The sequence below is a fragment of the Roseateles sp. YR242 genome, assembly GCF_900109745.1.
Taxonomy (GTDB): domain Bacteria; phylum Pseudomonadota; class Gammaproteobacteria; order Burkholderiales; family Burkholderiaceae_C; genus Roseateles.
The window spans coordinates 1-13,005 of the sequence record NZ_FOAV01000017.1 but is presented as its reverse complement, the minus strand read 5'-3'; the positions used below and the strand labels follow the sequence as shown (position 1 = coordinate 13,005).

The following is a 13,005-nucleotide window of genomic DNA, read 5'->3' as shown; positions in this document are numbered from 1 at the left end:
GATGCCGCCCCTTACTTCACTTCAAGCGACGCCCCCAGCGCAAACGCTCCCAGGGTGGCATCCCATTTCTGGCCTGTGGTGGTGTCGTCCGCATTGGCCACCCGCACCGAGTAGCGTGCGTCGTTGGCCAGGCGGGTATCGCCGTCCGGCAAGGCCAGCCAAAGGGCGTAGGTCCCCACGGCCAGATCGGCGGGGACGGTGGCCGTCAGCGTGGCAGTCTGGTCCGCGCCTGGCACCCAGCTGCGCGGGTCAGCGCCGTCGGCGGTCAGGCGGCGGACCGTGCCGGCGGAATCCCGCAGCAGGACCTGAACACCTCGCGGATTGAACATCCGGGCCCAGCCCGTGTTGCGCACGGTGACGGTCATCGTCAGCGCCTGGCCACGGGTGGCCGTCGTCGGATGCGAAGCGGACACCAGTTGCAACCGGTAACCCATCTTGCGTTTCACCTCCGGCATGCAGCCGTTCTGGATCCAGCGCGTATGGAACAGGTCGCGGTAGTACTCGTCATTCAGGTAGGTGAGGCGATAACGCTCACCTTCCGTCAGGATGTCGTCGCAGGTGGTGCGCGGCACGGCATTGCTCTCGTCCGCCGGGTCGCAGGTTTCACCGCCAAAGGGGGCCAGGTCCCCGAGCTGGGACACATAGGCGCGCTGCTTGGCCTGCGTCGTGGCGTTTTCGTCGTAGGTGCCCACGTCCGTGGCGCTGGCCAGGAAGCAGTCGTTGTGCACGCCCACGCGGTAGCTGCCTGTCAGCACGGAAGCCAGGCTGGGCAAGGTCGGCGTCCAGTCCATCACATACGGCGGGTACCGGACCTGGATGAAACGGTTGGTGGGCACGGCAGCCAGCAGCGCGTCCCGCACGGCGGTGCGGTTGGCGGTGGTCGTCAGTTGGTTGGAGGACGTATGCCACTCACCCCAGGCGCCGATGAACCCGGCCTGCACATAGGCGATGACATCCGCATTGGCCTGCAGCACCGGCTTCAGTTGGCTGATGTGCCCTTGTACACGGGTCAGGCTGGCGTCCTGTGCGTTGAGATATTCCGTTTCCGACGCCGGGTAGTTGTAGACCGCGCGAATCACCAGCTTGATGCCGGACGCACGGGCGTTGGCAAAGGCGGTGGTGAGCTGTGTCAGCAGGCTTGCCGGCAGGTCGGTGGTCTTCCAGCTGGAGAGGTTCAGGGGCGCGTAGACCAGACGGTAGCCATTGTTGTAGGCGTCTTGCGCATCGGCGGCGGTCAGTGCGTCGAGATTGGTCCAGGCCCAGCGGTAAAAGCCGCGCTCGGGGTTGGGGATTTCTGCATCGGTCGCGGTGAAGCTGAGCGAGCGCTGATTCGTGGAGGTATCGGTGCCGGTGCCGGTGCCTGTACCGGAGCCTGTGCCTGTGCCGGTGCCCGTCCCGGTAGACGGCGTGCTGGCAACGGGTGCAGACGGGTCGGCACCAACCGGGGTGGATGCGTCACTGCTGCCCGAACCACCACCCCCGCAGGCGGCCAACACACTGATCACGCACATCGCGGTCACGCGGCACAACCACGGCCAGTGCCGGTTCTTCACATCTGTCAGGGGCATAAGCGGCTCTTGGAGAATCCAGTACAGCCCTCGGGGCGGCTCACGACTGCGACCGGCGGCGAAGGCACCGCCATTGTGTGCAAGCGGCTGTGCTCCGCTTCACGCTGATGTAACCAATCCTTCACGGATTGGGCGGGTCTGGACCTCACACCTGCACCGAGGCCCGCTGCTTGAGACATTCGGCAGGGCTGCCCCATCTCCCGGCGCATGGACGCCTCGCGTCAAGCTGGCAACCGTTGCCAGGGCGCACCATCGCCCAGCGGCACAGCCGGAATCGCTACGCCGGGCTTTGACATGCAGGCCGCTCCAACCGCACATTTTCGGTCTTCGGCGAATGCCCTCATCGCCCTCGCCCCACCTGATTCCCACAATCGCCACGATCGCCACGATCTCCACCAATCGCCACCGCAGGAGCGCCTCATGTACCTTCCCCCGCAGTTCGCCGAGCCGCGCGCCCAGGAGCTTCATCGCATCGTCCGCGAGAACGCCCTGGGCATGCTGGTCACTCACACGGCGGCTGGCCTGGAAGCCCATCACATCCCGTTCCTGCTGGACCCCGCGTCGGACGGTCCCGGCACACTGCTGGCACACGTGGCGCGCGCCAACACCGTGTGGCAGGACGTTGTGAACGGCAGCGAGGTGATGGTCGTGTTCCGTGGCGCCGAGGGCTACATCTCCCCCAACTGGTACCCCGGCAAGCAGGAAACGCATCGCCGGGTGCCCACCTGGAATTACGAGGTAGTCCACGCCCACGGCACCTTCCACGTCCATGAAGACGAGAAGTTCCTGCGCGGTGTGCTGGCCCGCCTCACCCGCCAGCACGAGGCCAGCCAGCCGCAACCGTGGAAGATGGGCGACGCTCCGCCGGACTACCTCGCGGAAATGCTGGGCCACATCGTGGGCATCGAGATCCGCCTGACGCGGCTCGAAGGCAAGCGCAAGCTGAACCAGCACCACGCGGCCGCCGATCGTGAAGGCGCCATTCACGGCCTTGAAGGCCAAGGCAATGCGGCCCTGGCGAAGGCCATGCAAGAGGCGCCACCCTTCACGAAGTGAAGTCAGTCCGACACGCCCCACACGGCCATCGGAATCACATCCGCCAGGATGTGCGCGTACACCGAGGGCCACAGCCGCCCGGTCCTCACATAGACCAGCGTCACCGCCAACCCGAACGCCACCACGCCCAGGGCACCCACCGGCCCCTGGTAGGTGTGATACAGCAGCCGCAGCAGCAAAGGCAGGCTGATCGCCAGGCCCAGCCCCAGCCCGCGAAGGCCGCGCACCAGCACCCCGAGCAGGAACACCTCCTCGAAGAGACCGTTCACCACCGAGAAGCCAATGAGCGTCGCCACCGTCAAGCCGTTGAACGAAAACTCGATGACATCAGGTGTGGGCGATGGCGGCACCATGGCCTGGTAGGCGGAGGTGCACACCGTCTCCAGCATCCAGGCCGCCAGATAGGTCAGTGCGCCCAGCAAGGTGTCCCACCAGGTCGGACGGGGCAGCAATGAGGCCACATCGAACCCGCGCACCCGCAGGAACAGCAGCGCCGCACCGGCCAGCACCAACTCCAGCGCGATCATCTGCAGCACGCCGTCGTTGGAATAACGCGCGGCCGGGAAACCCGCCATCACCGCCTGCACCGACCAGAGGCTGAACAGCCCGAAGCACACGGCGGACACCACCACCGCCTCGGTGGAGGACAGCGTGGACTTGAAGGCGGGCGTTTCTTTCATGTCTGTGAAGTGTGGGGTGCCCGCGCATCTTCGGGGCAGCCCAGGCCCACGCCCATGGGCACTTTTACTGAATCGGCCGAGCTTTTGTCTGCTCTGTTGCTGCCGCAGTGCCGTGCCGGCGCGCCCACCAGGCCGCACCCACCATGCCGATCACCGCCGTCAAGGTGCCGCTCACCACCCCGGTGAGATGGGCCAGCGGCGCGATCGAGATGCTCCAGCCCTCCCAGTGGCGCAGCGGTGGGTCTGCCAGCGGCTGCTCACCCGCGACCTTCACGGCCAGTCCGATCGCGATCAGCAACCCGATCGCCCGGGTACGGCCATGCGCCCTCGGTGCGCGCAGCAGCGCCACGGCCGCCACCGCCACCCCGGCATGCAGCACACCGGAGAGCCCGCCAAAACGCGTCAGCTGCGGCTCCCACAGCAGCCCGAGCTGCGTCAGGGGCCAGGCCAGCAGCCAGGCCAACGCCTCGCGCCTACCCAGCCTCGCCGTCACGCCCAGCAGCCCCACCACGGCACAACCGGCCAGGTTGGCAATCAGGTGTTGCGGGCTCCAGTGCAGCAGCGCCGCCGTGAAGGCACGCCAGGGTTGCTCCCAGGCCCGATCGGGCTGCCATTCCAGGGCGGCCTGCACGGCGGGCGGCTGGACCCAGGTCAGCAGGGCCCCGGCAGCCAACCCGACCGCCAGCAGCAACCATGCACGACCCGGCATCTGCTTCGCTCCGCCGTCAGCCGCCAAACACCGCGTGCCACAAGGTCAGCACGGCGTCCCGCTGTGGGGCCAGGGCCAGCGCGGCTTCGCCGTCCAGCGCGGTGGCCTGCTCGTTCAACCGCGCCCGGTGCTGCACACGCCGCAGCTCACGGTAGGCGTCCGCCGCCGCACGGCCCACACCGGGCGGCAGCAGGTCCATTGCCTCGGCGCGTTGCAGCAGGGCGATGTTGCCGGCATTGGCCAGCAACTCTTCATGCGCGCCCGCATGGGCCAGGATGAGGTATTGCAGCGTGAACTCGGCATCCACCATGCCGCCCGGGCTGTGCTTCACATCGAAGAAGCCCTCCCGCACCGGGCGCGCCGCACGCAGCTTCTCGCGCATCGCCACCACTTCCTGGCGCAACGCCTGCGGGTCACGCGCCGAAGTGATCACCGCCCGGCGTGTGGCTTCAAACCGCTCCGCCAGTGCGGCATCTCCCGCACAGAATCGAGCCCGCGTGATGGCCTGGTGTTCCCAGGTCCATGCCGTATTGCTTCCGCGACCGGTCTGGTAGCGGTCGAACGACGTCAGCGAGGTCACCAGCAAGCCAGAGTTGCCGTTGGGCCGCAAGGCCGTGTCGATATCGAAGAGTTCACCCGCTGCCGTGCGCAGGGTCAGCCAGGTGATCAACTTGCGGACGAAGGTGCCGTAGATCTCCGGCGCGTTCTCGTCGTCGTCGTCGAACAGGAACACCAGGTCCAGGTCGCTGCCGTAGCCCAGTTCCTTGCCGCCGAGCTTGCCGTAAGCAATGACGGCCAGGCGCGGGTCAGGACGATGCTTTTGCTTGTGCCGGTCCCAGGCCCAGGCGATGACGCACTGCAGCGTGGCATCGGCCAGCAGCGAGAGTTCGTCCGCCACCTGCTCCACGCTGAGCTGGCCTTCCACATCACGCACCAGCGTGCGGAAGACCTCAGCATGGTGGGCGCGGCGCAAGCTGTCCAGCAACGCGTCCTCGTCAGCCTCGCCGTGCTCAGCCCAGGCATCGTGCCGGGCCTGCAGGTCCTGGATGAAGGCCGGGCCGTCGAAGCGTTCATGCAGCAGACGGGTATCGGCCAGTTCATCAATCACGCCCGGGTGCTGCATCAGATAACGCATGGGCCAACGCGCCAGCCCCAGCAGGCGCAGCAGGCGGCCCTGCACGGCCGGCCGCTCCACCAGCAGCGCCAGATAACTCTCCCGGCGCAGCAGCGGCTCCACCCAATCCACAAACCGCTGCGCGGCTTCCAGGGTGCACTCCCCCTGCTTGACCGCCAGCGATGCGCGGCCCACCAGCTTGGCCAGCCGAAGGCGGGACTCCTCCCGCAGGCTCTGCACCCGGGGCTGCTGGGCCCAGCGGCGCACGCTCGCGGCCAGATCGGGTTGCAGCTTGTCGAGAAATTCCTCACTGTCGATCGGCAGCGGCGGGCCACCACACATGCCATTGCGGCAACCCCCCGAGGAAGGCGCCACGCCGTCATGCAGCAGGGCATCGAACTCGGTGGCGACCAGCTCACGCACTTCCAGCAGCCGGTCCAGCAATTGGCAGGCATCGCGCTCGCAGGCCATGCCCATGCTGCGGGCAATCCAGCCCAGGTCCTCATCGGCGCTGGGCAGGCAATGGGTCTGCTGGTCGTCCAGGTACTGGATGCGGTGTTCCACCCGGCGCAGGAAGTCGTAGCCCTTGGCCAGTTCGGTAGCAGTCTCGGGCTTCATCAGGCCGCGGGCGGCCAGCCGGTTCAGCGCCTTCAGCGTGGAGCGGGTGCGGATTTCCGGGAACTGCCCGCCGCGCACCACCTGCAGCAACTGCACGATGAATTCGATCTCACGGATGCCGCCGCGCGACAGCTTCACATCATTGGCCCGCTCGGGCCGACCAGCGGCGCGGCGCTGGGCTTCGTCCCGGATCTTGCGATGCAGTTGCCGCAGGCCTTCGAAGACGCCGTAATCCAGATACCGGCGGTACACAAACGGCTGCACCAGGTCCCGCAGCTGCAGCGCCCGGCCATTGGCCACGCTGGCCCGGGGGGCGACCACGCGGCTCTTCAACCAGGCAAACCGCTCCCACTCGCGGCCCTGCACCAGGAAATACTCCTCCAGCATGGCCAGGCTGACGGCCGGCGGGCCGGAATTTCCGTTGGGGCGCAGCGCCAGGTCCACGCGGAAGACCTGGCCGTCCTCGGTCACATCGCCGATCAGGGTGGAGAGCCGACGCGAGAGGTGGGCAAAGTACTCATGCGCGGTGATGCGCTGGCGGCCATCGGCCAAACCGTCGGTCTGGCCATCGTCCTCATAGATATAGATCAGGTCGATGTCGGACGAGACGTTCAGTTCCCGTCCGCCCAGCTTGCCCATGCCCACCACCCAGAAGTCGATCTCCTGGCCCTGGTGATTGCGCGGCTTGCCGTGCAGGGCATCCAGCTCCGCGCGGCAATGGGCCAGCCCGATGTCCAGGCTGATCTCGGCCAGATGGGTCATGGCCTGCGTCACGTGCGCCATGGGCGCGCCCTGCTCCACGTCCAGCACCGCCAGGCGCTCCAGGACCAGTTGGCGCATCACCCGCAGGGCGGCGGGCAGCGGGCGCCCATCTTGCCCTAGACGGTCCACCAGGTCGCGCATCACCGTGTCGTCCGGCAGGCCGGGCGGCAACAGCGACAATTCGGCGCCATAACGGCGTCGGATCCGCTGTACAAAGCGGCTGTGATCTGCGGCGAAAGCCGAGGCAACTGAATCCATCGGTAAAGAAAACTCTTGTTGGCTCATGGCCCGGAATGGCTGTGCTAGATTCGGCGACCGCCGTTACCTCTTACATGTCCTCTCCCGCCGATTCCAGCTCTGACACCGGGTCCCCGGTCGTGTCGCAACGTGCAGGACGTACAACAGAACGTTCAACGCATCGATCCACTCGACGCTTCTGGACCCGCTGCGCACTCTGGATCATGGGGCCGCTGCTGGGCTTGCTGGCCCTGCTCCTGACGGCCTGGCTGGCGTTGCAGTGGGCGATTCTGCCCCACATCGATGACTGGCGCCCCGAGCTCGAAAAGCAAGCCACCCGAGCATTGGGGATACAGGTCCATATCGGCAGCATCAAGGCCAATTCCACCGGCTGGATCCCCGCCCTGGACCTGCGTGACGTCCGCCTGACCGACCCATCCGGCCGGGAAGCCCTGCGTCTGCCCAGGGTCAATGCCGCCCTTTCCGCCCGCTCGCTGCTGGTGCTGGAGCTGCGTTTCTCGCAGCTGCTGCTGGACAGCCCGGAGCTTCTCCTCCGCCGGGATGCCCAGGGCCGGGTGTTCATTGCCGGCCTCAGCGTGGACGGCCCCCAGAACACCTCCACTTCGGACGATGCCTCGGACTGGTTTTTCCAGCAGCACGAGTTCGTCATCCTGCATGGCCGCATCCGCTGGGTGGACGAACTGCGCCAGGCCCCGCCGCTGGAGCTCTTCGACCTGAACCTGGTGCTGCGCAACGGCTTGCGTCGCCACCAGTTGCGACTGGACGCGACCCCGCCGGCGGGCTGGGGTGAACGCTTCAGCCTGCGCGGCCAGTTCACCCAATCCCTGCTGGCACGCCCTGGTGCGGTGCAGCAATGGAGCGGCCAGCTCTATGCCGACCTGCCCCGCACCGATGTTCGGGAACTGCGCCGCTATCTGGATCTCCCGTTTGAACTCAACGAAGGCGATGGCGCGCTGCGCGCCTGGCTGGATGTCAACAAAGGCCAGCCCAGCAGCCTGACGCTGGACATGGGCCTGCGCGCCGTGAAGCTGCGGGTGGCCCCGGCCCTGCCGGAACTGGATCTGGCCCGAATTGAAGGCCGGCTGGTGATGAAGCAGACGCCCGATCAGTTCGTGCTGCAGGCCCGTCAACTGGGTTTCCGTGCGGGTGATGGGCTGGATTGGCCACGATCTGACTGGGCGCTGGAACTCAAGCGTGATGGCAAGACCGGCCAGGTCACGGGGGGGGACTTCGAAGCCCAGCAACTTGACCTGACCCTGGGTGCCCAGATCCTCTCCCGCCTGCCGGTGGGGGAAGCCCCGCGCACCTTGGTGGCGGACATGAAGCCCGCCGGCCTGCTGAACGCGCTGCAGGTGCACTGGGACGGCCCGCTGGAACACCCGCGCAGCTACCGAGCCAAGGGCCAGTTGCAAGGCCTGCACCTGGCGGCGGCCGAATTGGTGGCAGCGGACGATCCGGCTTCGGCGCCAGCCACCGGCCGGCCGGGTGTCAACAACGCCGACCTGCAATTCGACGCCACCGACCAGGGCGGCACCGCCTCGCTCACCATCAAGGATGGCGATATCACCCTGCCTGGTGTGTTTGAGGAGGCCACCCTCCCGCTGCGCCATGCGCAGGCCTCGCTCACCTGGCGCGCCCAGACCCCGGAGGCCAGCACCGGCCCGGGCGGCGGGCTGGCGAGGCTGGCGGCCCAGGCGGCACAACAGTCGGCCGGGCAGCGGGCGTCCTCGGCGTCCTCCGTGGCCTCCGCCGCGCAGGCCCCGGCGGGCCCCGTCTGGACGGTTCAGTTCAATAAGGTTCGCCTCATCACGGACGACCTGCAGGCGGACCTGGACGGCACCTGGCAGAGCAGCGGCGCCGTCAAGCGCCCCCACGACATCGGGCGCCTGGACCTCACCGGCCACATCGAGGAGGTGCGTGCCGACCGGGTGCTGCGCTATCTCCCCGCCAGCATGGGGTCTGACGCCCGCCGTTATGTGCGCGACGCCATCCGTGACGGCACGGTCCACAAGGTGGCGGTGCGCATGCAGGGCGACCTGGCGGACTTTCCGTTCGATGCGCCGCGCAGCAAGGGCATCTTCAAGATCAGCAGCCAGGTGCGCGACCTGACGCTGGCCTATGTGCCCAGCCACCCGGCCGATGAGAGCCATCCCGCCTTCAACTCACCCTGGCCGGCCATGGACCAGCTCAACGCCGAGCTGATCTTCGACCGTGCCAGCATGAGCATCCGCAACGGCCGCGCGCGGCTCTCCGGCGTGGAGCTGTCCAACGTCCAGGGCCAGATCACGGATCTCTACCACCACAGCCCCGTGCTGGACATCTCCGGCGAGGGCCGCGGCGCATTGGCGGACGCCTTGCGTTATGTCCATCACTCGCCCATTAGCGAGCTGACCAGCCACGCGTTGGACAACACAGTGGCGAGCGGCCCGATGTCCCTCAAGCTGGCGCTGAAGCTGCCGCTGGCTCATATTGACGACACCACCGTCAAAGGGCAGGTCCTGCTGACCGGCAACGACATGCGTCTGCGCCCGGACGCCCCGTTCTTCGCCCAGACCCGCGCGCGCATCGACTTCGACCAGAAGGGGGTGCAGATCCGGGGGGGTCAGGCTCGGGTGCTGGGTGGCGACGCCACCTTCGAAGGCGGCTCACTGACGGATGGCAGCATGCGCTTCGTGGCCAACGGCACGGTGACGGCCGAGGCGCTGCGCAATGCGCCGGAGCTGGGCCTGGGTCCGCATGCGGCCTCGGTCATGACGGGCCAGGCGGCCGTGCGGTTCGAGCTGGGCATCAACAAGGGCCAGACCGAGATCGCGCTCACCAGCTCGCTGCAGGGCATCGGTATCGACCTGCCGGCGCCCTTGCGCAAGGGCGCGGATGAGACATGGCCCTTGAAGGTCAGCACCCGCGCCATCGCCGCGCCGGCCGGCGCTCAGCGTGAGGAATTGCGCGTGGAGGCTGGCCCTGTGGCGGCGGTCTACCAACGAGACATCACCGGCGAATCCGCCCGTGTCCTGCGCGGCGCCGTGGCGGTGGGAGAAAAGCTGCCCGACCTGCCCGCCCAGGGCGTGATCGCCCGCGCGGCGCTCAACCAGTTCAATGCGGATGCCTGGCAAAGTGCCCTGCCTCGGCTGATGGGCAGCACCACCACCGGGCTGGGCGCCGGCAACGGCACGGACACGGCAGCGGACTCCGCCGCCGAAGGCGCGTACGCGCCGTCCCAACTGGCCTTGAAGGTGCAGACGCTGCAGATGAACGGGCGCACGCTCAACCGTGTCGTCGCCGGCCTCACGCATGACAGCGCCGCCAACACCTGGAGCGCCTCCATCGATGCCGAGCAGCTCAGCGGCTTCATCCAGGTGCGCCTGGCGCGGCCCAATCAGCCGGGGCGGGTCTTTGCCCGCCTGGCGCGGCTCTCGGTCCCCAAGACGGATGCAGACTCGGTGGAGCAGTTGCTGGACAGCCAGCCCAGTTCCATCCCGACGCTGGACATCCTGGTCGAGAACTTCGAGCTCAAGGGCAAGCGCCTGGGCCGGTTGGAGATCGAGGCGCAGCAGCAGACCGATGCTCGCGACTGGAAGCTCAACAAGCTGCTGCTCAAGAATGAAGACGCCACGCTCAGCGCCACGGGCCAGTGGGCTCCGGAGGCTGCGGGCAAATCCACGCGCCGGACGGACCTGGACTGGAAGCTGGACGTGGTGGATGCCGGCAAGTTGCTGGAGCGTATGGGGCAAGGCCAGGTGCTGCGTCACGGCAAGGGCACGTTGACGGGCCAACTGGCCTGGCAGGGTTCGCCGCTCTCGCTGGATTACCCATCCATGACGGGCAAGCTCAAGGTTTCCATGGATGCGGGCCAGTTCCTGAAAGCGGAGCCTGGGGTGGGTCGGCTGCTGGGCGTGCTGAGCCTGCAGTCCATTCCGCGACGGCTGACGCTGGACTTCCGGGACGTCTTCTCGGAGGGTTTCGCCTTCGACAACGTGGGCGGGGACATCCAGATTGCCAAAGGGGTGGCCCGCAGCGACAACCTGCGCATGCGGGGGTTGGCGGCGGCGGTGCTGATGGAAGGCTCTGCGGACCTGGCGGCGGAGACGCAGGACCTGCACGTGCTGGTCGTGCCCGAGATCAATGCGGGGGGCGCGGCGCTGGCGTATGCCGCCATCAACCCGGCCATTGGGCTGGGCACCTTCCTGGCCCAGTGGCTGTTGCGCAAACCCATCGCTGCGGCCAGCACGGAGGAATTCCGTGTGACGGGCAGTTGGAGCGACCCCAAGATTGAGCAGTTGCCGCGCCGGGCGTTGCCGCAGAGCGCACCGCAGGGCACCACGCCAGACGGCAAGACCGGCACTGCGCAGGCGGCGAGCCCGCCGCACACCGAAGGAGACAGCGCACCATGAAGATCGCCGCCATCCAGATGGTGTCCGGCACCAGCCTCCAGGCCAACCTGGACCGGGCCCGGCACTGGATTGAACAGGCTGCAGCGCAGGGTGCGCGCCTGGTCTCCCTGCCCGAGTATTTCTGCCTCATGGGTCAGCAGGATGGCGACAAGCTCGCCTTTGCCGAGCGGGCGGGTGATCTGGACGCGCCCATTCAGGGCATGCTCAGCCGTGCGGCGCGGGACACGGGCCTGTGGATTCTGGGGGGCACGCTGCCCATGGCGCTGGAGGGCGGGCCTGTCCCGGCCGAGCGGGTGCGCAACAGCACCTGTGTATTCGCGCCGGACGGCTCGGTGGCGGCCCGTTACGACAAGCTGCACCTCTTCCGCTACGACAACGGCCGCGAGCATTACGACGAAGGTCGTGTGCTGGAGGCGGGGGATGCCCCGTCCACGGTGGTGGCCCGGCTGGGCGGTGGTGATCCGGACCTGCGCATCGGCTTGTCCGTCTGTTATGACTTGCGTTTCCCGGAGCTGTACCGGGCCATGAACTTCACCGAGGGCCAGCCGCCGCTGGATCTCATCAGTGTCCCCGCAGCCTTCACCTACACCACGGGCCAGGCTCACTGGGAGCTGCTGCTGCGGGCACGCGCTGTCGAGAACCAGGCCTTTGTCATTGCGGCGGCTCAGGGCGGCCTGCATGAAAACGGGCGCCGCACCTGGGGGCACAGCATGGTGATCGACCCTTGGGGCGAGGTGCTGGCCTGCCTCCCCGAGGGTGAAGGCCTTGCCCTGGCGGACATGGATCCGGCGCGGCTCAAGCAGGTGCGCCAGCAATTGCCTGCGCTGAACCACCGGCGGCTTTGAGGCTTAAGCGTGGGTTTCCAGGCCGATTCCCGCTCACTTCCGGTCACCACGGCGTGCCTGATGAAGGCAAGATCATGGGCATGATCGACCGCAGCCCTGCTCACCTCCGGCGCCCTGGGGCGCATGCCTATGGGCGTGCGCACCGGGCTTTGGCTTCTGCGTGGCGGCCGTTGGCTTCAGCCTGGCAGCCGTTGGCTGCTGCGGCGGTCTTGTCCATGGTGTTGAGCGGCTGTGGGGCACCGGCCCGGCCGTTGGAGCTCACGATCACGGACATGGAGTCGTTGCAGCTCCGTTCCTGGATCAGTCCGCAATTGCGCCGCAATGTGGACCTGCTGCCGGTGAAGGGGGGTGAGGAGACCTCGCGATGGTGGGGAACTCGCATCACCGACATGAGCCTGACGCAGGCTTACCAGGAGTCGTTGCGGCGGTTGGGCCTGATGCCGGACGTGCCGGACACGGGGCGATACCAGCTCAAGGTGGAGCTTTTGGCGCTGGCGCAGCCGCAGGTGCCGGTCTCGCCCGAGGTGGCCATTGCAGTGCGCTACACCTTGACCGAGCGTGGCGCCAAGACGGCGCTGTACCAGCGCACCTTGCGTACCACGCAGAAGGCTGGCATTGACGACAGCCTCAGTCCTACCGAGCAACTTCGCATTGCCACGGAGGGTGCCTTGCGGGCCAATATTGGTGAGCTGATGCGTGAACTGGCGTCGCTGCCTCTGCCGGGCTGAGCGCTCGCCTCCTGCCTCTCGTTCTCCTTTGCTACCCGGGTACCGCACGCGTTGCACTTTGTGATGGACTGGCTCCCGGAATGGCGTTGCCAGGTAGACGGAGTACTGACCGAGGCTGCGCAACGCTGGGTTAATTCGTTGCGGTTCTCGGTTCGGAAGGTGCTGATCCGGGTGCCTTTTGCGGAAGTCAAGACACCGTTCTAAGCGTCAAGTCTCTTCGATCGAGATTTGGTGGGGGTTGAAGGGCTGCTTGGACTTGAGCACGCCGTAGACGAT

8 protein-coding genes are annotated in these 13,005 nt (G+C 67.3%); 4 read left to right on the top strand and 4 right to left on the bottom strand.

Features of this window, described 5'->3' with window-relative positions:
• Positions 1 to 11: 11 nt before the first annotated feature.
• The gene (locus BMY53_RS22495; protein WP_218151290.1) at positions 12 to 1,568 is read right to left on the bottom strand and encodes a DUF4832 domain-containing protein; all 1,557 of its coding nucleotides are present in this window, start codon (positions 1,566 to 1,568) and stop codon (positions 12 to 14) included.
• 420 nt (positions 1,569 to 1,988) lie between these two features.
• Here BMY53_RS22495 and BMY53_RS22490 point away from each other — a divergent pair, with 420 nt between their 5' ends.
• Positions 1,989 to 2,624 carry an FMN-binding negative transcriptional regulator gene (locus BMY53_RS22490; protein WP_092948915.1) on the top strand — a complete coding sequence of 212 codons (636 nt, stop codon included), beginning with the start codon at positions 1,989 to 1,991 and terminating at the stop codon, positions 2,622 to 2,624.
• Positions 2,625 to 2,626: 2 nt separating this feature from the next.
• Here the strand turns inward: BMY53_RS22490 and BMY53_RS22485 are convergent, their stop codons facing one another.
• From BMY53_RS22485 to glnE, 3 genes are all read right to left on the bottom strand, one after another.
• Positions 2,627 to 3,304: a CPBP family intramembrane glutamic endopeptidase gene (locus BMY53_RS22485; RefSeq protein ID WP_092948913.1), complete on the bottom strand. Its 678-nt coding sequence runs from the start codon at positions 3,302 to 3,304 to the stop codon at positions 2,627 to 2,629.
• Positions 3,305 to 3,368: 64 nt separating this feature from the next.
• Positions 3,369 to 4,013, bottom strand: coding sequence for a rhombosortase (rrtA, locus tag BMY53_RS22480; protein ID WP_143074189.1), 645 nt, complete (start codon positions 4,011 to 4,013; stop codon positions 3,369 to 3,371).
• 16 nt (positions 4,014 to 4,029) lie between these two features.
• Positions 4,030 to 6,765 (bottom strand): bifunctional [glutamate--ammonia ligase]-adenylyl-L-tyrosine phosphorylase/[glutamate--ammonia-ligase] adenylyltransferase, encoded by a 2,736-nt coding sequence (glnE, locus tag BMY53_RS22475; protein ID WP_092948909.1) that lies wholly within the window; start codon positions 6,763 to 6,765, stop codon positions 4,030 to 4,032.
• 203 nt (positions 6,766 to 6,968) lie between these two features.
• On the opposite strand from glnE, the gene BMY53_RS22470 reads away from it, so the two are divergent.
• The 3 genes from BMY53_RS22470 (at position 6,969) to BMY53_RS22460 (ending at position 12,729) form a co-directional block, all read left to right on the top strand.
• Positions 6,969 to 11,156: a YhdP family protein gene (locus BMY53_RS22470; protein WP_092948907.1), complete on the top strand. Its 4,188-nt coding sequence runs from the start codon at positions 6,969 to 6,971 to the stop codon at positions 11,154 to 11,156.
• On the top strand, positions 11,153 to 12,001 hold the full coding sequence (locus BMY53_RS22465) for a carbon-nitrogen hydrolase family protein (protein WP_092948905.1): 849 nt from the start codon (positions 11,153 to 11,155) through the stop codon (positions 11,999 to 12,001). Before BMY53_RS22470 ends, BMY53_RS22465 begins: the two co-directional genes overlap by 4 nt.
• Positions 12,002 to 12,273: 272 nt before the next feature.
• The gene (locus BMY53_RS22460; protein WP_092948903.1) at positions 12,274 to 12,729 is read left to right on the top strand and encodes a hypothetical protein; all 456 of its coding nucleotides are present in this window, start codon (positions 12,274 to 12,276) and stop codon (positions 12,727 to 12,729) included.
• The last annotated feature ends 276 nt before the right edge of the window (positions 12,730 to 13,005 follow it).

What these genes read in the sequence shown, in the direction of transcription:
- BMY53_RS22495 (WP_218151290.1), bottom strand. Translation starts at nt 1,568, where the DNA reads ATGCCCCTGACAGATGTGAAGAACCGGCACTGGCCGTGGTTGTGCCGC.
- BMY53_RS22490 (WP_092948915.1), top strand. Translation starts at nt 1,989, where the DNA reads ATGTACCTTCCCCCGCAGTTCGCCGAGCCGCGCGCCCAGGAGCTTCAT.
- BMY53_RS22485 (WP_092948913.1), bottom strand. Translation starts at nt 3,304, where the DNA reads ATGAAAGAAACGCCCGCCTTCAAGTCCACGCTGTCCTCCACCGAGGCG.
- rrtA (WP_143074189.1), bottom strand. Translation starts at nt 4,013, where the DNA reads ATGCCGGGTCGTGCATGGTTGCTGCTGGCGGTCGGGTTGGCTGCCGGG.
- glnE (WP_092948909.1), bottom strand. Translation starts at nt 6,765, where the DNA reads ATGGATTCAGTTGCCTCGGCTTTCGCCGCAGATCACAGCCGCTTTGTA.
- BMY53_RS22470 (WP_092948907.1), top strand. Translation starts at nt 6,969, where the DNA reads ATGGGGCCGCTGCTGGGCTTGCTGGCCCTGCTCCTGACGGCCTGGCTG.
- BMY53_RS22465 (WP_092948905.1), top strand. Translation starts at nt 11,153, where the DNA reads ATGAAGATCGCCGCCATCCAGATGGTGTCCGGCACCAGCCTCCAGGCC.
- BMY53_RS22460 (WP_092948903.1), top strand. Translation starts at nt 12,274, where the DNA reads ATGGAGTCGTTGCAGCTCCGTTCCTGGATCAGTCCGCAATTGCGCCGC.